The organism is Carboxydocella sp. ULO1 (assembly GCF_002049255.1).
GTDB lineage: Bacteria > Bacillota.
Map to the genome: position 1 here is coordinate 109,467 of NZ_BDLQ01000031.1, position 19,457 is coordinate 128,923.

Consider the following 19,457-nt stretch of genomic DNA (forward strand, 5'->3'; position numbering starts at 1 on the left):
AGGAGGCCTGGTCATGGGTATTTTCGATTTTTTACTGGGTGGCAATAAACAAAATCATAAGGAAAGTCATGGTTGTGCCAGCTGTGCTGCAGCGGATAGCTGTTATTCAGCCCACGAATCAGTGAACCAGCTGCAGGAAAGGATGAACCAGCTGGGTTTACCCAGTGTATTTGATCGTTATCAGGCTCAACAGCCTCAGTGCGATTTCGGGAAAAAGGGAATCTGCTGCCAGCTGTGCAGTCATGGTCCCTGTCGGATTACTCCCAAAGCTCCTTACGGGATCTGCGGAGCTACTGCTGATACTATTGTTGCCCGAAATCTGGCCCGTTTAACAGTGCACGGAGTGTCAGCCTATACCCATCACCTGGAAGAATTGTGTAAAACTCTGAAAGCCACTGCGGAAGGGAAAACTCCCTTCACCATTGGCGATCCTGATAAATTGAAAGCTCTGGCTCAGGTACTGGGGCTGGAGCCGGAACAGCCGGTGAATGAACTGGCCAAAGCGGTAGCGGATATTGTGCTGGTGGAATTGCGCAAAGGAGCCGATGAACCTCTGGCTCTGGTCAAGTTGTTTGCTCCTCCTACCAGAATTCAGGCCTGGGAGAAGCTGGGGATTGTTCCCGGCGGTCCTCTGTCCGAGGTGCGGGATGCTTTGACCAAAACCATGTCCAACATCACCAGTGACCCGGTAGATCTGTTACTCACTACTTTGCGGCTTGGCATTGCTGCCGGTTACATGGGTCTGGTAGCAACCATCACCCTGCAGGACATCCTGCTGGGCTCTCCGAAATTGGTGAAGAGTGCGGCAGACCTGGGCATTCTGGATCCTGATACGGTCAATATTGTAGCTCACGGACACGTGCCTTTGATGGCCACTGCCGTGATTGAGGCCGTCAATGACCCGGAACTGATTAAGCTGGCGGAAGCCGCTGGCGCCAAAGGCATCAAGGTCTATGGTTCCATGTGTACCGGTCAGGAGCTGATGCAGAGAAATGCCCACAATCGTTCCGGCTATGCCGGCCAGCTGGGTAACTGGATAACCCAGGAATTTATGATTGCTACCGGTGCGGTGGATCTGGTAATGATGGATATGAACTGCTCTATTCCGGCCTTGAAATATGTGGCTGACCGCTTCCACACTAAACTGATCTCCGTATCCCACATTCTGCGCATGGCCGGGGTGGAAACCAATATCGACTACAAGCCGGAAAAAGTGGCAGAACAGGCCCGGGAAATCGTGAAAATGGCCATTGCTGCTTACAAGAACCGGGGCAAGGATGTGGTGATTCCGGTCAACCAGAAGCCGGTGGTGGCAGGCTTTGGCCTGGAAAGCATAGCTTCTGCTCTGGGCGGTAGCCTGAATCCCCTGCTGGATGCTATTAAATCTGGTGCTATTAAAGGGGTAGTCGCGGTAGTAGGTTGCACCAACAACCGCAATGGTCATGATTCCATGGGCATCGCCCTCACTAAAGAGCTGATTAAGCGGGATATTCTGGTGATCAATTCCGGTTGTATGTCCAGCGCTACCGAAAATGCCGGTCTGATGGACCCTGCAGCTGCGGAACTGGCCGGTTCCGGTCTGAAGGCGGTTTGCCAGTCCCTGGGCATTCCTCCTGCTTTGAACTTCGGTTCCTGTGTGGATATCGGCCGTATCGGGGTAGTGGTAACTGAATTGGCCAATGCCCTGGGTGTAGATCCTTCCCAGCTGCCGGTAGCAGCTTCTGCGCCTGAGTATCTGGAACAAAAAGCAGTTGCCGATGGGGCTTTTGCCGTAGCCTTTGGTTTACTAACCCATTTGGCACCTGCGCCACCGGTACTGGGCTCTGAACTGGTAACCAGGATTCTTACCAAAGATGTGGAAGACCTGACCGGCGGTCGCTTCCTGGTGGAACTGGATCCCGTTAAAGCTGCCGATGCCATTGAAGCCCATATTCTGAAAAAGCGCCAGGCCCTGGGCATTTAACCGGGGAGGAAGGAAGGCGGCAGTCGCTGACTGCTGCCTTTCTGTGTTATAATAACTCTAAGAGAGAATGGGAAGGATGGGAGAAAAGATGTTTAACAGTGTTGCGGAACTGAAAGAAGCTTTTCGCCAGCAGGGTTATATTGGGGAAGAGGAGATCATAACCACTGTTTATCTGGCGTTGAAACTGGGCAAGCCCCTGTTGATTGAAGGAGCACCTGGAGTAGGGAAAACGGAAATTGCCAAGGTATTAGCCCGGATTTTTAACACCGAACTGGTGCGCCTGCAGTGCTATGAGGGTCTGGATGAAGCTAAAGCCCTGTACGAATGGAACTATCAAAAACAATTGATTGCTATCCAGATGGCCAAGGAGATGGGCTGTGTAGCTCCGGGGGCAGATAATCTCTTTTCCGGAGAATATCTGCTGGAAAGGCCTCTGCTCAAGGCCATTCGTGCTGAAAAACCGGTAGTATTGCTGATCGATGAAGTGGATAAGACGGAAACGGAGTTTGAGGCTTTCCTCTTCGAAGTACTGAGTGATTTTACTGTTTCCATTCCTGAGCTGGGGACCATGGTGGCCCGAACCCGGCCGATTGTGATTCTGACCTCCAATGCGGAACGGGAGCTGTCTGATGGTTTAAAGCGCCGTTGTGCCTATCTCTACATTGAATACCCCTCCTATGACAAGGAACTGGCAATTATCCGCACCAGAGTGCCGGAAGCTGAGGAACAGTTGGCCCGACAGGCTGCGGCGGTGGTTCAGACTTTGCGGCAAATGGACCTCAGCAAGAAGCCTTCCATTGCCGAGACGCTGGACTGGGTCCGGGGACTGCTGGCCCTGGGCGCAGCAGAAGTAAATGCCCGGAACCTGGAGCAGACAATGAATTTACTGCTGAAGCACCGGGAAGACCGGGAAATGGTCAAGGAAGCCGGTGGTTGTGCTGGTTTATGCCAGCGGGCAGGATGTGGAAGAAGGGATAAATAATGGATATACTGGCCCGTTACTTGCGCTTTATTATCGCCCTGCGCAGCCTCAGTTTGCGTATCAGCACTGCTGAAGTGATGGATGGGCTGGAGGCCTTACTTGCTGTGGACTGGACCAGCCGCTCCCAGGTAGAGACTGCTCTCATCACTACCCTGGCTAAAGACGCCCGCAGCCGGCGGCTGGTGCGCCAGGCCTTTGCCAGTTATTTTCGGCCTCCGGAGCAGGTAGCGGAAATGCTAGCCCAGTATGCGGCTCAGCAGCAGGAACAGGCCCAGCAGCTGGCTGAAGCGGAGGCGGAGCTGGTTTTCACCGGTCCGGAGGAAGAGTGGACTCAGGAACTGCAATTATCCCAGGAAGATAAAGAAACCTATGCCCGCCTGCCGGAAGGGGAAAAGCAAAAACTGCGGGATTTTTTACAGCAGTACGCAGCTGGAAACCAGATTGTGGACCCGCGCGGCCTGATGGAAAGGGTGGTGCAAAGTCAGCTCAATTACTGGAAACGCAAACTGCTGGCTGAAGAGGAAGAACGGGAAAGCAGGCAGGTGCAGTTGAAACCCCTGGAGACAGGGGATGCGGAGCTGGATGCCCTGCTGAGCCAGCTGGTAGTGAATGTGCCGGAAGAGGATAGCTTGCTCTATCAGGATATGAAGAACATCGAAGATGAGGACTTGCCCCGGGTAACCCGCCTGATTCAGCAGCTGACCCGGCGGCTGGCGGTGAAAATTTCCCGCCGTTACCGGCAAAGCCAGCGCCGTCGTTTACTGGATCTGCGCCGTACTATTCGCCACAATATCCAGTACGGGGGAGTAATGTTTCGGCTCAAATATCGACATCATCGCCTGGATAAACCCCGGGTAGTGCTGATCTGTGATGTTTCCGGTTCCATGGCCCGTTATGCCCGGTTTGTCCTGCAGTTCGTCTATGGTCTGGCCGGAGCGGTCCGGGATGTGGAAGCCTTCGTTTTCGCCGAGGACCTGGAACGCATTACACCGGTATTGAAACAAAGGCAGGGTTTTGCCGAAACCATGAGTGAGATCATGGCCCGCAGCAAGGTCTGGGGGCAGGGTACTAACCTGGCTCAGGCCCTGGCCCAGCTGGAACGGGATTATCAGCGGGTGCTGACTCCTTCCACGCTGGTGATTTTGCTCAGTGACGGCAAGACCACCGGGCTGGAACAGGCAGCAGCCCGGCTTAAGAAGGTGCGGGGACGGGTCAAGCATATCCTCTGGCTCAATACCCTGCCCCGCAAGGAGTGGCCTCTGACCCGGGCCCCCAGGTTACTGGGGCAACATGCCCGCTTACTGGAGTGCAACACTATCAGTCATCTGGAACAAATTTTGTCCCGCCATCTCTCATTTGCTTGACGATAGCTGGTAGAGGTTTTATAATGTAATTAGAAATGATTATCGTTATGAGAGGGGACGGGGCCATGAAACAGACCCGGATGACCAGACAAAAAAAGATAATCCTTGAGGTTCTGCGTTCCACCAGGTCTCATCCTACTGCTGACTGGATCTACATGGAGGCACGCAAGCAGATTCCTAACCTGTCCCTGGGGACTGTGTACCGCAACCTCAACCAGCTGGCGGAAATGGGCGAGATTCTGGAATTGAATTATGGCAGCAGTTTCAGCCGTTTTGATGGCAATCCGGTACCCCACTATCATCTGGTTTGTGAAAACTGTGGCCGGGTTTATGACCTGGAACTGCCGGTAATGCACCAGCTGGAAACTTCCGCAGCTGCGGTGAGTGGGGCGGAAATTCGGGGACATCGCCTGGAATTTTACGGGATTTGCAACCACTGTAAAAGGGAACAATATCAACAGTAGAGGTAAACTGTATAAAAACACCCCCCTGACAGTAGCTTGTGCCAGTCAGGGGGAATTTATTTTTTCTGGATGATAGCTATAAACAGTTCGGTCAGCTCCGGGTCAAACTGGGTGCCGCTGGCCGCTGCCAGCCGCAGCAGGGCTTCATCCCGGGACAGGCCCTTGCGGTAAGGGCGGTCAGTGGTGAGAGCATCATAGGTGTCAGCTATGGCCAGGATGCGGCTTTCCAGGGGGATGGCCTTTCCTGCCAGACCGACAGGATAACCGGATCCATCCCAGTGTTCGTGGTGGTGGAGAATGATGCGGGCCTGTTGACTGAAACCGTCCATCACACCAATAATCTGGCTGCTAATGCGGACATGAGTTTGCATGGCGGCATATTCCTCTTTAGTAAGGTCTGTCGGCTTACCCAGCAGGTGTTCGGGAATACCGATTTTGCCGATATCATGGAACAGGGCAGCTTCCTCCAGAATTCGTAGTCTCTCGGCGGGTAAACCGATTTTTTTACCCAGCAGGAGGGCATAATCTGCCACTCGCAGGCTGTGACCGGCGGTATAATGGTCCTTGGCATCCAGGGCGGCCAGCAGGGACTGGATGGTACCCCGGTAGATTTGTTGTTGTTCACTTAGAGAACGGATCAAGCGTTTTTCAATACGATCCAGTTCATTTTTCTGGTGGGAAATGGTGTTGGCCGCGCCAAAGACAATGCGATACTGGACAATAAAGAGGATGAAAAAACTGGCTCCAATCAGGCCCCAGACGCTAAGGGCCACCTGTTTAAGTTTGGCAAAAAGTTCTTCAGTATTCCAGTAGGCTTCATATATGCCGGTAATCTTGCCATTGATTTCGATGGGCAGATAGACTTCAATTAATTCCTGATAGTTTTTGGTCAGGCCGGCTGCTTCGGCATGGGCGGTAGCAGAGTAGTCATCGGTAAATTCTGCTATGATCTGTCCGCTTAATGCGGTTTTGATATCCGGGTTATTGGGTTCCTGCTTTCCGATATATTTGTGATCAGTGGAATAGACGATCATTCCCTGCGAGTTCCAGAGCTTGATGAGCAAGACCTGGTTGCTGGCCAGATAGGCATTGAAGAAATTATCCAGCTCAGCCAATCGCCTGGGAGCAGGAATGGCAGCAAAGTCCGTCGAATTTATATGATCACGCATTAAGGGCAGTTGCTGAGCCTTGATTTGCTGCTTGAACAGCCAGATGGCCGTTTCTTTAATGGTATTATTCAAATCAAAACCCAGGATTGCACCTAAGATTATCATTGTTGCAATACTGTAGATGGCAAACTTTCTAACCACTGTCCGGTGCCTCCTCAGACACAGTTCAACACAAAATCGTTATAATTGTAGAATAAATTCGCTACAATTTCAATAGCCATTTTGCGCTATGAATTTATTTGCAGACTACTGAAAAAAATTGCAGGTAGTTTCTGCAAATGATTGCGGAGTCGGGAGGTTGTCTGGCAAAATATTGCCATCTACTTATTTTTATCACTTGAATTTACTGAAAAATCTTAATTTTGGCCTGTTTTTTGCATAACTTATAGTCACGGCAAAGACAGGCTACAAATATGGGCATTTGTCTTTGAGTGATAGACAACAAAAGGGAGTAAAGGAGGAGATAGGGGATGAAGTTGTTCGAGTACATGGCCAAGGAAATCTTTCGCCAGGAAGGCATTGCTGTGCCGGCTGGACGAGTTGCGAACACCCCTGAGGAAGCAGCCCGGGCGGTGGCGGAACTCGGGCCGGCGGCTTTGAAATCCCAGGTGCTGGTAGGGGGCCGGGGCAAAGCGGGAGGCATCAAGTTTGCCAGCACCCCGGAAGAAGCTCTCCAGGTGGCAGAGCAATTGCTGAACATGGAAATCAAGGGCTATCGGGTGGAAACCTTGCTGGTGGAACAAAAGATAGGGATCGAAAAGGAGATCTATGTAGCGATTACAGTGGATGGCAGCGCCCGCAGACCCCTGTTAATCGCATCGGCCCAGGGGGGCATGGATATCGAGGAAGTGCCGGAAGAATACCTGGTCAAGCTGCATCTGGATATCAACCGGGGGATTATGCCCTATCTGGCCCGGGAAATCAGCCGGCGGCTGGGTTTGGCTGGAGATATATACAAGCAGATGACTGTGCTCCTGCAGAAATTGTGGCAGATCTTCCGCCGCTATGATTGTGAACTGGTGGAAATCAATCCTCTGGTGATAAGTGAGGGCAAATTGCTGGCTGCTGATGGCAAAATTAACATTGATGATGAAGCGGCTTTCCGCTATCCGGCAGGATTGCCCAGGGTGGAGGAACGGACAGAACGGGAGAGGCTGGCCCATGAACTGGGGATTTCTTACGTAGAGCTGGACGGGGATATCGCTGTTATGGCCAATGGAGCCGGGATTACCATGGCCACCCTGGATATTTTGCAATATTATGGCGGGCGAGCCCGCAATTTCATGGATGCTGGCGGCGGTGCCAGTGAAGAGGCCACTGCCAGGGCCCTGGAAATTCTTCTTTCCACTCAGCCCAAAGCCATACTGATCAACATCTTTGGCGGGATTACCCGTTGCGATGATGTGGCCCGGGCTTTCGTCAGGGTCAAGGAAAAACTGGGCATCACTGTGCCGGTTGTGATTCGCCTGGTGGGAACCAACCAGGAAGAAGGGGTGGCTATCCTGAAGGAAATCGGGGTAGAAGCCTATGAATCCATGGCAGAAGCAGCGGCCAAAGTGGTAGAACTGGCCAAACAAGCAGGTTAAGGGGGAGCAGGGAGATGGCGATTATTATTAACAAAGATACAAGGGTACTGGTGCAGGGGATTACCGGTAATCAGGGCAGTTTTCATACCCGCCAGATGCTGGCTTATGGTTCCAATATCGTAGCCGGGGTTTCCCCGGGCAAGGCCGGACAGGAAGTGCATGGGGTACCGGTATTTGATACGGTAGCTCAGGCGGTGGAAGCGGTTCAGCCCACAGCTTCCATTATCTTCATACCGGCGCCACTGGTAAAGGATGCAGCTTTTGAAGCCATAGATGCCGGTCTGAAAACGGTGGTTATCATTACCGAGCATGTACCCTTACATGATGAAATGGAAATCATAGCTTTTGCCCGGGAACGGGGGACAACTGTAGTCGGGCCTAACACCTTCGGGATCATTTCTCCGGGTCAGTGCAAAATGGGGATTATGCCCAACCAGATTTTCCTGCCCGGTAAAGTAGGGGTAGTAGCCCGCAGTGGCACCCTGTCCTATGAGATCGTCTACAACCTGACCCGACAGGGGCTGGGGCAATCTACCGTAGTAGGCTTGGGCGGTGACCGGGTAGTGGGGCTGTCCTTTGTCGATGTATTACAACAGCTGGAGGCTGACCCGGACACGGAAGCGGTGATCCTGGTCGGGGAAATCGGCGGTAATGCTGAAGAAGTGGCGGCGGAATATATCAAGACCATGACCAAACCGGTGGTGGCCTTCCTGGCCGGCAAGAGCGCGCCTCCTGGCAAGCGTATGGGCCATGCTGGCGCCATTGTGGAACGGGGCAAAGGCACTTTTGCCAGCAAGGTGGAGGCTCTGACGGCAGCAGGAGCCCGGGTAGCGGAATTGCCCTGGCAGGTACCGGAATTGCTTAAGCAGGCGCTCAAGAAATAAGGAGGGGGCGAGGTAATGAGGGAGAAACTGGCAGCCTGGGAAAAGAAAGTGGAAGAAAAGATATTGCCCAGGACACCGGAGCGACAGGCAAAGTTTGCTACCACTTCAGAGATTGAGATCAAAAGACTTTACACTCCGGAAGATACAAAAGACCTGGATTATCTGGAACAGCTGGGTTTCCCGGGAGAATATCCCTTTACCCGTGGGGTTCAGCCCACCATGTACCGGGGCCGATTCTGGACCATGCGCCAGTATGCCGGGTACGGCACAGCTGCGGAAACCAACCGCCGCTTCCATTACCTGCTGGAACAGGGTCAAACAGGGCTTTCGGTGGCTTTTGACCTGCCTACCCAGATTGGCTATGATTCAGATCATCCCATGGCCCGGGGGGAGGTAGGCAAAGTGGGGGTGGCTATCGATTCCCTGCAGGACATGGAAATTCTTTTGCAAGGCATACCCCTGGATAAAGTCTCCACCTCGATGACTATCAATGCCCCGGCAGCAGTGTTGCTGGCTATGTACATCGTGGTAGGGGAAAAACAGGGGGTCAGGCCAGAACAGCTCAATGGCACGATCCAGAATGATATTCTCAAGGAATATATCGCCAGAGGAACCTATATTTTCCCGCCAGAACCCTCCATGCGCCTGATTACCGATATTTTTGCCTTCTGTTCCCGGCATGTACCCAACTGGAATACCATCAGTATCAGTGGTTATCACATCAGGGAGGCGGGTTCGACGGCGGTTCAGGAAGTAGCTTTTACCCTGGCCAATGGCATCGCCTATGTGGAAGCAGCCATCAAAGCCGGGCTGAAGGTGGATGATTTTGCACCCCGGTTATCTTTCTTCTTTAATGCCCATTCCAATTTCTTTGAGGAAATCGCCAAGTTCCGGGCAGCGCGCCGGATCTGGGCCAAAATCATGCGGGAACGTTTTAAGGCGGAAAATCCCCGCTCCTGGATGTTGCGTTTCCATACCCAGACGGCAGGGTGTACCCTGACAGCCCAGCAACCTGATACCAATATAATGCGGGTGGCTTTCCAGGCTTTGAGTGCAGTTCTGGGGGGAACCCAATCCCTGCATACCAATTCCCGGGATGAGGCCCTGGCTTTGCCGACCGAGGAATCAGCCCTGATTGCCCTGCGGACCCAGCAGGTGATCGCCTATGAAACCGGGGTAACGGATACCATTGATCCCCTGGCTGGTTCTTACTTCATTGAGTCCTTGACTTCTGAGATTGAGAACAGGGTCTGGCAGTATCTGAACAAAATTGAGGAAATAGGCGGGGCAGTCCGGGCTATTGAGCTGGGATACCAGCAGAAGGAGATTCAGGAAGCAGCCTTTCGCTACCAGATGGAAATCGAATCCGGAGAGCGGATTGTCGTAGGAGTCAACAAGTTCGTGCTGCCGGAGGAAAAACAGCCGCAAATCCTGCGGGTGGATCCGGCGGTAGGAAGGGAACAGGCGGCCCGGTTACAGGCTTTGAAACAGGAGAGGGACAACCTGGCAGTTGCCAATGCCTTGCAAAACCTGAAGGAGACGGCCTGTAGCACGGATAACTTGCTGCCTGCCATCCTGCAGGCGGTCAGAGTATATGCTACACTGGGCGAAATTTGTGATACTTTGCGGCAGGTGTTCGGAGAACATCAGCAGCATTTGACAATATAGAGTTATGGGAGAAAGAGGGGGGTAGCAGGTGGAGAAAAAAATCAGGGTTTTGGTGGCCAAACCCGGTCTGGACGGTCATGACCGGGGGGCAAAAATCGTAGCCCAGGCGCTCAGAAATGCCGGCATGGAAGTGGTCTATACCGGGCTCAGGCAAACCCCGGAACAGATTGTGGCCACGGCCATTCAGGAGGATGTGCAGGTAATCGGGCTCAGTTGTCTGTCCGGAGCCCATAATGAGCTTTTTCCCCGGGTAATGGAACTGCTGCGGGCCCAGGGGATTGAGGACATACTGGTGATTGGCGGGGGGATTATACCACAGGAAGATATCCCGGGCCTGAAAGCGGCCGGTCTGGCGGAAATATTCACTCCTGGTACGCCCACTTCCGCCATTGTGGAGTTTATTCAAGAGCGGCTGGGAGGTGATGGTCATGCTGAAGAAAATTGACCATCTGGGCATTGCCGTCCGCTCCTTAGAAGAGGGGCTGGCTCTCTACCGGGATATTCTGGGCCTGGAAGTGAAGGGAATTGAGGAGGTACCGGCCCAGAAAGTCCGGGTGGCCTTCCTGCCTGTCGGGGAAACCAAGGTGGAGTTGCTGGAATCAACTGACCCCGATGGCCCCATTGCCAAATTCATTGCCAGCAAAGGGCCGGGGTTGCAGCATGTGGCCTTCCGGGTGGAAAACCTGGAACAGACACTGGCGGAGCTGAAAGCGCAAGGGGTTCCGCTGATCGATGAGACCCCACGCCAGGGGGCAGGAGGAGCCAGAATTGCTTTTCTCCATCCCAAAGGCACCCAGGGCCTCTTGATTGAACTTTGTGAACGGCAGGAGGGGAAATAATGGCGACCATTGAAGAAAAACTGCAAGAACTGGCCGCCCGCCGGGAAAAGTTCAAGCTAGGGGGCGGAATCAAGCGCATCCAGCGCCAGCATATGGCCGGTAAAATGACAGCCCGGGAGCGGATTGAGCTGCTCCTGGACCCAGGCTCCTTTGTGGAAACCGATATGTTTGTCCAGGGGGAAGCGCCGGAATTTGGCAAGAGTGATGAACAGCTGGGTGAAGGGGTTGTCACCGGTTATGGTACCATCAATGGCCGGCTGGTCTACGTTTTTTCCCAGGATTTCACCGTCTATGGCGGGGCCCTGGGGGAAATGCATTCTCTCAAAATTTGCAAAATCATGGACCTGGCCATGAAATCGGGGGCCCCGGTGATCGGGCTCAATGATTCGGGGGGTGCCCGTATCCAGGAAGGAGTGATGGCCCTTTCCGCTTATGGCAATATCTTTTACCGCAACACCCTGGCCTCAGGGGTGATACCCCAGATATCGGCCATTATGGGGCCCTGTGCCGGTGGAGCCGTCTATTCCCCGGCTATCACCGATTTTATCTTTATGGTGCAGGAGACTTCCAAGATGTTTATCACCGGTCCGCAGGTGATTAAGGCTGTTACCGGGGAGGATGTTTCCACTGAACAACTGGGAGGTGCCATGACCCATAACCATGTCTCCGGGGTGGCCCAGTTCCTGGCTCATAATGAAGAGGACTGTTTGCGGCAGATACGCACCCTCCTTTCCTATATACCTCAGAACAATATGGAGGAACCGCCCCGGGTGGAGCCACGGGAGCCCTTCGGCCGGGCGGAAGACATCCTGAAAATCGTGCCCACAGAACCTAACAAACAGTATGATGTCCGGGATGTCATCCAGGCAGTAGTGGATGGGGGCGAATTCTTCGAAGTCCATCGCTACTGGGCGGAAAACTGTGTGGTGGGCTTCGCCCGTTTGGATGGCTACAGTGTGGGCATTGTGGCCAACCAGCCCAAAGTGCTGGCCGGTTGTCTGGATATCAACAGCGGGGACAAAATCGCCCGGTTTGTCCGTTTCTGTGATTGCTTCAATATCCCCATCATCACTTTTGTGGATGTACCTGGCTTTTTGCCGGGCACGGCCCAGGAATATGGGGGTATTATTCGTCACGGAGCTAAAATCCTTTACGCTTACTCAGAGGCGACAGTGCCGTTGATGACGGTGATTTTACGCAAGGCTTACGGAGGAGCTTATGTGGCCATGTGCAGCCGCTCCCTGGGAGCTGATGTGGCTCTGGCCTGGCCGACAGCGGAAATCGCCGTTATGGGTCCCGATGGTGCAGCCAATATCATCTTCAAGGATGAAATCAACAGTGCCGATAATCCAGAGGAAGTGCGGGCGCGCCGGACGGCGGAATACCGCGAAAGGTTTGCCAACCCCTATGTGGCCTGTGCCAAGGGGCTGGTGGATGACGTTATCGATCCCCGGCAGACCAGGGCCCGCTTGATTCAGTCCCTGCACATGCTGCGCAATAAACGGGAAAGCCGGCCGCCGAAGAAACACGGCAATATTCCGTTCTAAAGGAGGGAGAGCCGTGTTTAAAAAAATCCTGATTGCCAATCGGGGAGAAATTGCGGTTCGGATTATCCGGGCCTGTCATGAACTGGATATCGCCACTGTGGCCGTTTATTCCGAAGCGGATGCCCATAGTTTGCATGTGCAGCTGGCCGATGAGGCCTATTGCCTCGGGGGCCCCCGCAGCTACCTGGAGGCGGAAAAAATCATCGAGGTGGCTGTCAAAGCTGGTGCCCAGGCGGTGCATCCCGGCTATGGCTTCCTGGCGGAAAACGCTGATTTCGCCCGGCGCTGTGCTGAAAACGGTCTGGTCTTTATCGGCCCCTCCCCGGAGGCCATCGAAGCCATGGGGGATAAAGCGGTGGCCCGGGAAACCATGATCAAGGCCGGAGTGCCGGTAGTACCAGGCAGTGAAGCTATTATTGAGTCGGAGGCAGAAGCGTTGAAACTGGCTACCAGAATGGGCTTTCCTGTGCTGTTAAAAGCAGCTGCCGGCGGGGGCGGCCGGGGGATGCGGATTGTCCGGCAGAAGTCGGAGTTTGCCGAGGCCTGGCGGGCAGCCCGTTCTGAAGCCCAAACCTGGTTTAATAATCCTGATGTCTATCTGGAAAAATATCTGGAGAACTGCCGTCACATCGAGTTTCAAATACTGGCTGATAACCACGGCAACGTAGTTTATCTGGGAGAACGGGACTGTTCGGTACAGCGCCGGAATCAGAAATTGATTGAAGAAGCGCCGTCTCCTGCCCTCAGCAGCCGCTTGCGCGAAATCATGGGGGGAGTGGCGGTCCGGGCAGCTCAGGCCGTTAACTATTCCGGTGCTGGCACGGTGGAATTTCTCCTGACCCGGGATGGCGACTTTTATTTCATGGAAATGAACACCCGGATTCAGGTAGAGCATCCCGTGACTGAAATGATTACCGGAATCGATTTGATCAAGGAGCAAATTCGCATTGCGGCCGGAGAGCCTCTGGGTTATGAGCAAAAGGATATCCAGATCCGCGGCCATGCCATTGAATGCCGGATCAATGCCGAAGACCCCTTTAACAATTTCCTGCCCAATCCAGGTACGATCACCTTTTACCGTCCGCCGGGCGGTTTCGGGGTGCGGCTGGACAGTGCAGCTTACCAGGGGTATACTATTACTCCCTTCTACGATTCCATGATCGGCAAACTGATTGTCTGGGGGCATGACCGGCAGGAAGCCATTCAGCGCATGCGCCGCTGTCTCAAGGAATTTCTCATTGAAGGGGTAACTACCACCATCCCCTTTCATCTACAGGTGCTGGATAATTTCTATTTTCAAAAAGGGGAGGTCTATACTAATTTCCTTACTACCCGCATGGGACCCCTGGCACCCAAGGAAAAAGTAGCGGTGCGCCCGCCGGTGGCTGAGGCTGTACCTCAACCCGGACCTGAAGCGGTAAAGGCGGTTACCGGCAGTGACAATCAGAGGGTGGCCGGGGCCGGAGGGGAACTGACCCCGGAATTGCTGGCAGTGATTGCTGCAGCCGTGGATGCAGTCAGTGATGGTAAGCCGTTACAGATAAGAGAAATCAGGAGAGCAGACAGGGACGGCGGTTTGGCTGGCGGCAGTCCCTGGCGAGTGCTGGGATTGTATCAGCAGATGCAAAGCAGACTGCTGAGGTAGGAAGGGGAGAGATGCATGAAAAAGTTGCGAATAACCATTAATGGCATAGCTTATGAAGTTCTGGTGGAGGAACTGCCCACTGAAGCCGGGGCCCAGACGCCGGCTACCATTCAGCGTTCGGCGCAACCGGCGGCGACACCGCCGCCTCCTGCAATGGCTGCTCCGGCCGCCGCTCCGGTGGCTACTGGCAAAGGGCAGGTAACCGCTCCCATGCCGGGGGTGATCAAAGGAGTAAAGGTCAAGCCGGGGGATAAGGTAGATGCCGGGCAGGTGCTGGTGATACTGGAAGCGATGAAAATGGAAAATGAAATTGCTGCCAAACAGGCTGGTACCGTTAAGGAAGTGCTGGTCAGTGAAGGCCAGAACGTGGGCATGAATGAAGTGCTGGTAGTGATAGAATAAAAAGAGGGCGAAGAGCCCTCTTTTTACATTTTATGCCCGGTGGGATGGGGCTGGCCAGTTTGTCCCATCATACCGGATTCAGCCATCATCATTTTCATTTCTTCCATCATGGCTTTCATGTCTTTGATTAATTGCATCATTTTTTCTTTCTGTTCACCATTCATCGTAGACAGCATTTTTTCCATTTGCATAATTCTGGTCTGTTGTTCAGCCATCATTTTAGCCATTTTTTCCTTCATCATGCCCTGTTTCATATTCATGCTGGTTTGTTTTGCATCCATCATTTTATCAGCCAGTTCGGGACTGTTGTTTAAGGTTATTAAATTTTTCTGGGCCAGTTTGGCCAGCAGTGTTACTGCTTCGGCGCGGGTAATTTCCTGATGGGGGCGCAACTGGTTGTTTTCCTCTGCAGGCACCAGTACACCTTGCTGTACGAGATAAGCAACGGCCTTGCGGTCTGCATCCGGGATATCCTGCTGGTCATTGTATGCAGACAGGAGTGCGGTGGTTTCTTCAACGGTTAAAGCCTCAGCGGCGCTATTTAAACCGAACAGATCTACAATACCTTTAATTACTGCTACCCGGTGAGTCATGGTCAGGCTGGCTTCTTTGCCGGATACCCTGGTAAGTAAACGGTTGAGATGCTTCAGGTCCATTTTCATGTCGGGATGAAACTGGCCGTTTCCCGTACCCTTTACCATTCCTTTACTTTGCATGAACTGAATATAAGGGGCGGCGGGATGGTTGGTTATGTCGCTAAACTGAGTTTCAGCAGCGAAACTCAAAGATGGCACAGCCAGCACAGCTGCAGTTACAAAGGTTACAATTGTTTTTTTCATAATACAGTCCCCCTTCGCTATTAATTAGTTTATCTATTACATAGTGTAATATACATTTTTGGCTAAAATATGTCGAATTTATGAAGATTTTGTGAAGATGTTGTGAAGACGTTATTATATTTTTACTGTATTTCCCAGCTCTCACCCGGATTAAGGATAATTACTTCCGCTCCTGTTTCCGCTTCTACCCGCTGTTTGAAACTGGTGGCATCCTGGGCGATCAGGGGCCAGGTGTTGTAATGCATGGGGATCACATAACGGGGGGTAAGCATTTTCACCGCCTCCAGGGCATCATCAGGACCCATGGTGAAATTATCCCCGATGGGGATAAAGGCTACATCCAGCACATGCCGGCGGCCGATCAAGGCCATATCTCCAAAGAGTCCCGTATCGCCGGAATGATAGAGGGTCAAGCCATCCATTTCCACGATAAAGCCACAGGGGTTGCCCAGATAGATGGCAGGGTATTCGCCGCTGGAACTGCCATGCAGAGCCGGGGTTAGCTTGATTCTCACCGGGCCGAAATTGTAGCTGCCGCCGATATGCATGGGATGGACAGTGGCCCCCTGGGTGGCACAGTAGTTGGCGATTTCAAAAACGCTGACAATGGTGCCATTGCTCTGGCGGGCGATAGCCACACTATCTCCCAGGTGATCACCATGGCCGTGACTGACCAGGATATATTCGGCCTGGATTTCCCCGGGCTGATGTTTGGCGACGGGATTGCCGGTCAGAAACGGATCGATGGCAACTCGAGTCTGGTTTCCTGTCAGCCAGAAGCCGGCATGACCGAGAAATGTAATCTTCATAGCTCTCAACCTCCTGAAATAATTTTCTGATTATATTTTAACTGCTGGTGCAAACTTTGCCAAATTCAGTTATAATAGGAGAAGATAAAGGAGGCGAAAAAATTGCTGAAAAATAAAGGGGAGCTGGCTTTACTGGTAGTGACCCTGATCTGGGGCACTACTTTTATTGTGACTAAGCTGGGGCTGGGGGAGATGCCGCCATTTAGCTATCTGGCCATCAGGTTTACCATTGCGGCTCTGGTGCTGGGGGTGATCTTCTGGCAGCAGATTAAAGCCCTGCCGGCGGGGGGCTGGTGGGCAGGGATCAAGCTGGGATTGGTTCTGGGCGCTGGCTTTGTTCTGCAGACCCTGGGCTTATTGAGCACTACTGCCTCCAAGTCAGCTTTCATAACCGGCCTGGCGGTGGTATTAACCCCGGTAGTAGCTTTTTTCCTTTACGGGCAAAAGCCCTCCCGGGCAGTCTGGTTGGGGTCACTTCTGGCTTTCACCGGGCTGGCTTTGCTTTCCTGGTCTCCGGAACTGGTGCAGGGCGAGTTTAACCGGGGAGATGTACTGACCCTGCTGTGTGCCATTGCCTTTGCCCTCCATATTGTGCTGGTTTCCCGTTATGCCGGCCGCTACCCTACCGGCCCCTTTACCTGGCTGCAGTTACTGGTGATCGGTTTGGGTTGCTGGCTGTTCTCCTGGTGGACCGGGGAAAGCTGGCTGATGGCCGGAAAGGCAACCTGGCTGGGTTTACTGTACATGGGGGTAATAGCCACCGGTCTGGTATTATTTTTGCAAAACTGGGGCCAGCGCTTTACATCGGCCCAGCGGGCAGCTATAATCTTTACTTTGGAGCCAGTTTTTACAGCGGTGTTTGCATTTGTCTTTCTAAGAGAGACACCAACCCTGCAGCTGTGGCTGGGAGGGACATTGATTTTAGTAGGGATTCTTTATTCGGAAATCGGGGATCAGCGCATAAAATCCCGGGAACTGGAAATAATGGAGGCGAATGATGGGTAAGTCGATTGTACCAGCAGGGAAAACTATGATACAATAATGGTAGCACAATCGGGTTGTTATGCAACACAGGAGAGGAAGGAGTGCGGACCATGGCACCACAAACCAAACATGAGCAGATATTGCAGTATATTGAGGCATTACCGGTTGGAACCAAGGTTTCGGTGCGGCGAATTGCCCGGGAGCTGGAAGTAAGTGATGGTACAGCCTATCGGGCCATCAAGGAGGCGGAGGCCCAGGGGCTGGTCAGTTCCATTCCCAAAGTAGGTACAGTGCGGATCGAAACTCCGGAGGCACGGGAAATTGAGGATCTAACCCTGGCTGAAATCAAGCGCCTGGTTGAGGGTACAGTGCTTACAGGTGAAGAGTATTTGAGCCGAGGGATTAAAGCTTTTACAATTGGAGCGTCAACGGTGGATGTATTGCCCCATTATGTTGAAGAGGGCAGTGTCTTTATTGTGGGTAACCGTACTGATGCTCAGCGGGCGGCCCTGGAGCTGGGGGCCCATCTGCTGATTATCGGGGGCTTTACCCCGGAAGAAGAGATTATCCAGCTGGCCCGGCAAAAAAATCGGGCGGTCATTTCCACCCCCTATGACACTTTTGCTGTGACCAGTATCATTAACCGGGCCCTGCTGGCAGCCATGCCGGACAAGGAGATTGTGCTGGTAGAAGATGCTATGGTGCGGGAGTTCCGCTATTTAAAAGCAACTGACCGGATTGCCGACTGGCACGCCGCGGTGGAGAAATATCACCACAGCCGTTTCCCGGTTTTGAACGAGGCCGGGGAGGTTATTGGCCTGGTTACCCCCGTAGATGTGTTTGGGCGGGAAGAGGAGGAACCGATTTCGGCGGTAATGCGGCCGGCAGTTACAGTTGAACAGGATGTCTCCATTGGTCATGCCGCCCGTCTGATGATCTGGGAGGGCCAGGAGCTGCTACCTGTAGTGGATGACAGGGGCAGGGCAGTGGGGGTGCTCAGCCGGCAGGATATTATCAATGCCTATCAGCATCTGCAGAAGCAGCCCCATATAACTGATACCCTGGATAATATTGTCCTTTCCGGTTTTCGCATGGAAGATACCGAGCTGGGGGTGAAGCTGCTGGGGGAAATTACAGAATTTATGACCAATGAATTTGGCTTTGCATCGGTAGGTGTGCTGGTTACATTGATTAATTCCACCGCTTATATAGCCCTTAAACGCCGCAAACGTCTGGACTTGTCCACCGAGAGCCTAACTCTGTTACATATAGAGCCGGTACCCTTTGACCAGCAGGTAGAAGTAGAGGCTGCCGTCCTTTCCACCTCCCGTCGGGTAGCCAAAATTGAAGTAACAGTACGGCAGGGAGAGCAACTGGTGGCTAAAGCCTTTATTACCGGCAAGAACCTGGAGAGGTGAGCGAAATGAAGAAAAAAATGGTACTGATCTGGGCCTTGACCGGGCTGGGACTGTTCTGGTTTGCCAAACTGGCTGAGGATCTAATCTATCATGAGCTTTACCCTTTTGATTCCCTGGTGTCAGGCTGGATTCAGGGCTGGCGCCAGCCCTGGCTGACCGAACTAATGCGGGCTATTACCTTTATGGGCAGCGGTAAGGCGGTTATTCCTCTGAGTTTGCTGGCTTTATGGCTGCTGGGGCATTCTCAGGCCGGGAAGCGGGCAGCCCAGCTTTCCGGGGCTGTACTCATTGGCGGAGTGGCGCTGGAGGAGAGTTTGAAGCGCCTCTTTCATCGTCCCCGGCCACCCCGGCCCTGGTTAACTGAGGCCAGTGGTTTTAGTTTTCCCAGCGGCCATGCCATGATCGGGATTATTGCTTATGGATTGCTGGCTTACTGGGCCTGGAAGCTGCTACCCCGGCCATATAACAGAATGGCAGCGGCCCTGGCGGTATTGTTGTTTTTACTTATTGGTTTAAGCCGGGTCTATCTGGGGGTACATTATCCCAGTGATGTGCTGGCGGGCTTTGCGGCAGGAGTCTTCTGGCTGGGAACCTGGTGGCTGGCAGTAAAAAATTTTAACTGGCTGGTTGACGGTCAAAGAAAGAGGAGCGTATAATAATACTTGAAATAAATAATTCCTCGTTAGGTGAGGCTACTGTATAGACAGATGCCACTGCCCAGAAATGTCGAGAGACACCAATGGGTTAGCAGATATGGCCGGCTTAAGGCTTTATCTAATGTGGCTGGCGAACAGCCTAGCTATACAGAGCTAAAACTCAAACGAGTGGGGAGTGAAGATGAAACTTGGCTTCCCATTTTCGGGAAGTTTTTTTTTTGGAGGTGATGAAGAGTAT

At 52.9% G+C, this 19,457-nt stretch carries 17 protein-coding genes, 1 pseudogene and 1 riboswitch; of the genes and pseudogenes, 15 read left to right on the top strand and 3 right to left on the bottom strand.

Annotation, left to right across the window (positions count from 1 at the left end; genetic code table 11):
• Window positions 1–13: 13 nt before the first annotated feature.
• The 4 genes from cooS to ULO1_RS06555 all read left to right on the top strand — a co-directional run bounded on the left by cooS (window position 14) and on the right by ULO1_RS06555 (window position 4,773).
• Window positions 14–1,963 carry an anaerobic carbon-monoxide dehydrogenase catalytic subunit gene (gene cooS, locus ULO1_RS06540; protein WP_079933214.1) on the top strand — a complete coding sequence of 650 codons (1,950 nt, stop codon included), beginning with the start codon at window positions 14–16 and terminating at the stop codon, window positions 1,961–1,963.
• 88 nt (window positions 1,964–2,051) lie between these two features.
• Window positions 2,052–2,945, top strand: coding sequence for a MoxR family ATPase (locus ULO1_RS06545; protein ID WP_079906251.1), 894 nt, complete (start codon window positions 2,052–2,054; stop codon window positions 2,943–2,945).
• On the top strand, window positions 2,945–4,309 hold the full coding sequence (locus tag ULO1_RS06550; protein WP_079933215.1) for a VWA domain-containing protein: 1,365 nt from the start codon (window positions 2,945–2,947) through the stop codon (window positions 4,307–4,309). Before ULO1_RS06545 ends, ULO1_RS06550 begins: the two co-directional genes overlap by 1 nt.
• Before the next feature lie 65 nt (window positions 4,310–4,374).
• Window positions 4,375–4,773 carry a transcriptional repressor gene (locus ULO1_RS06555; RefSeq protein WP_242946581.1) on the top strand — a complete coding sequence of 133 codons (399 nt, stop codon included), beginning with the start codon at window positions 4,375–4,377 and terminating at the stop codon, window positions 4,771–4,773.
• A 56-nt stretch (window positions 4,774–4,829) separates the two neighbouring features.
• Here the strand turns inward: ULO1_RS06555 and ULO1_RS06560 are convergent, their stop codons facing one another.
• Window positions 4,830–6,083, bottom strand: a complete 1,254-nt coding sequence (locus ULO1_RS06560; protein WP_078664289.1) for an HD-GYP domain-containing protein — start codon at window positions 6,081–6,083, stop codon at window positions 4,830–4,832.
• A gap of 329 nt (window positions 6,084–6,412) precedes the next feature.
• Here ULO1_RS06560 and sucC point away from each other — a divergent pair, with 329 nt between their 5' ends.
• The 8 genes and pseudogenes from sucC to ULO1_RS06600 all read left to right on the top strand — a co-directional run bounded on the left by sucC (window position 6,413) and on the right by ULO1_RS06600 (window position 14,513).
• Window positions 6,413–7,528 carry an ADP-forming succinate--CoA ligase subunit beta gene (sucC, locus tag ULO1_RS06565; protein WP_078664288.1) on the top strand — a complete coding sequence of 372 codons (1,116 nt, stop codon included), beginning with the start codon at window positions 6,413–6,415 and terminating at the stop codon, window positions 7,526–7,528.
• A 14-nt stretch (window positions 7,529–7,542) separates the two neighbouring features.
• Window positions 7,543–8,412 (top strand): succinate--CoA ligase subunit alpha, encoded by an 870-nt coding sequence (sucD, locus tag ULO1_RS06570; protein ID WP_079933216.1) that lies wholly within the window; start codon window positions 7,543–7,545, stop codon window positions 8,410–8,412.
• Between the two features lie 15 nt (window positions 8,413–8,427).
• Entirely contained in the window at window positions 8,428–10,080 is a 1,653-nt protein-coding gene (locus ULO1_RS06575) for a methylmalonyl-CoA mutase (RefSeq protein WP_079933217.1), read from the top strand.
• A 28-nt stretch (window positions 10,081–10,108) separates the two neighbouring features.
• Complete coding sequence (locus ULO1_RS06580) at window positions 10,109–10,525, top strand: cobalamin B12-binding domain-containing protein (RefSeq protein WP_078664285.1); 417 nt, start codon at window positions 10,109–10,111, stop codon at window positions 10,523–10,525.
• A complete protein-coding gene (gene mce, locus ULO1_RS06585) occupies window positions 10,509–10,919 on the top strand; it encodes a methylmalonyl-CoA epimerase (RefSeq protein WP_078664284.1) in 411 nt (136 codons plus the stop codon). Before ULO1_RS06580 ends, mce begins: the two co-directional genes overlap by 17 nt.
• Entirely contained in the window at window positions 10,919–12,466 is a 1,548-nt protein-coding gene (locus tag ULO1_RS06590; protein WP_078664283.1) for an acyl-CoA carboxylase subunit beta, read from the top strand. Before mce ends, ULO1_RS06590 begins: the two co-directional genes overlap by 1 nt.
• A 13-nt stretch (window positions 12,467–12,479) precedes the next feature.
• Window positions 12,480–13,805: pseudogene (gene accC / locus ULO1_RS06595) on the top strand (acetyl-CoA carboxylase biotin carboxylase subunit); the annotation flags it as partial.
• A 321-nt stretch (window positions 13,806–14,126) separates the two neighbouring features.
• Complete coding sequence (locus ULO1_RS06600; protein ID WP_079933219.1) at window positions 14,127–14,513, top strand: biotin/lipoyl-containing protein; 387 nt, start codon at window positions 14,127–14,129, stop codon at window positions 14,511–14,513.
• Between the two features lie 23 nt (window positions 14,514–14,536).
• Here ULO1_RS06600 and ULO1_RS06605 read toward each other — a convergent pair whose 3' ends face one another.
• Both ULO1_RS06605 and ULO1_RS06610 read right to left on the bottom strand, forming a co-directional pair.
• Window positions 14,537–15,352, bottom strand: coding sequence for an S-layer homology domain-containing protein (locus ULO1_RS06605; protein ID WP_079933220.1), 816 nt, complete (start codon window positions 15,350–15,352; stop codon window positions 14,537–14,539).
• Between the two features lie 122 nt (window positions 15,353–15,474).
• Window positions 15,475–16,161 carry a metal-dependent hydrolase gene (locus ULO1_RS06610; protein ID WP_079933221.1) on the bottom strand — a complete coding sequence of 229 codons (687 nt, stop codon included), beginning with the start codon at window positions 16,159–16,161 and terminating at the stop codon, window positions 15,475–15,477.
• 102 nt (window positions 16,162–16,263) lie between these two features.
• On the opposite strand from ULO1_RS06610, the gene ULO1_RS06615 reads away from it, so the two are divergent.
• From ULO1_RS06615 to ULO1_RS06625, 3 genes are all read left to right on the top strand, one after another.
• Window positions 16,264–17,166, top strand: coding sequence for a DMT family transporter (locus ULO1_RS06615; protein WP_079933222.1), 903 nt, complete (start codon window positions 16,264–16,266; stop codon window positions 17,164–17,166).
• A gap of 89 nt (window positions 17,167–17,255) precedes the next feature.
• Window positions 17,256–18,563 carry a DRTGG domain-containing protein gene (locus ULO1_RS06620; protein WP_079933223.1) on the top strand — a complete coding sequence of 436 codons (1,308 nt, stop codon included), beginning with the start codon at window positions 17,256–17,258 and terminating at the stop codon, window positions 18,561–18,563.
• Window positions 18,564–18,568: 5 nt separating this feature from the next.
• The gene (locus tag ULO1_RS06625) at window positions 18,569–19,219 is read left to right on the top strand and encodes a phosphatase PAP2 family protein (RefSeq protein WP_079906260.1); all 651 of its coding nucleotides are present in this window, start codon (window positions 18,569–18,571) and stop codon (window positions 19,217–19,219) included.
• A 15-nt stretch (window positions 19,220–19,234) separates the two neighbouring features.
• Window positions 19,235–19,399, top strand: a riboswitch (M-box (ykoK) riboswitch).
• The last annotated feature ends 58 nt before the right edge of the window (window positions 19,400–19,457 follow it).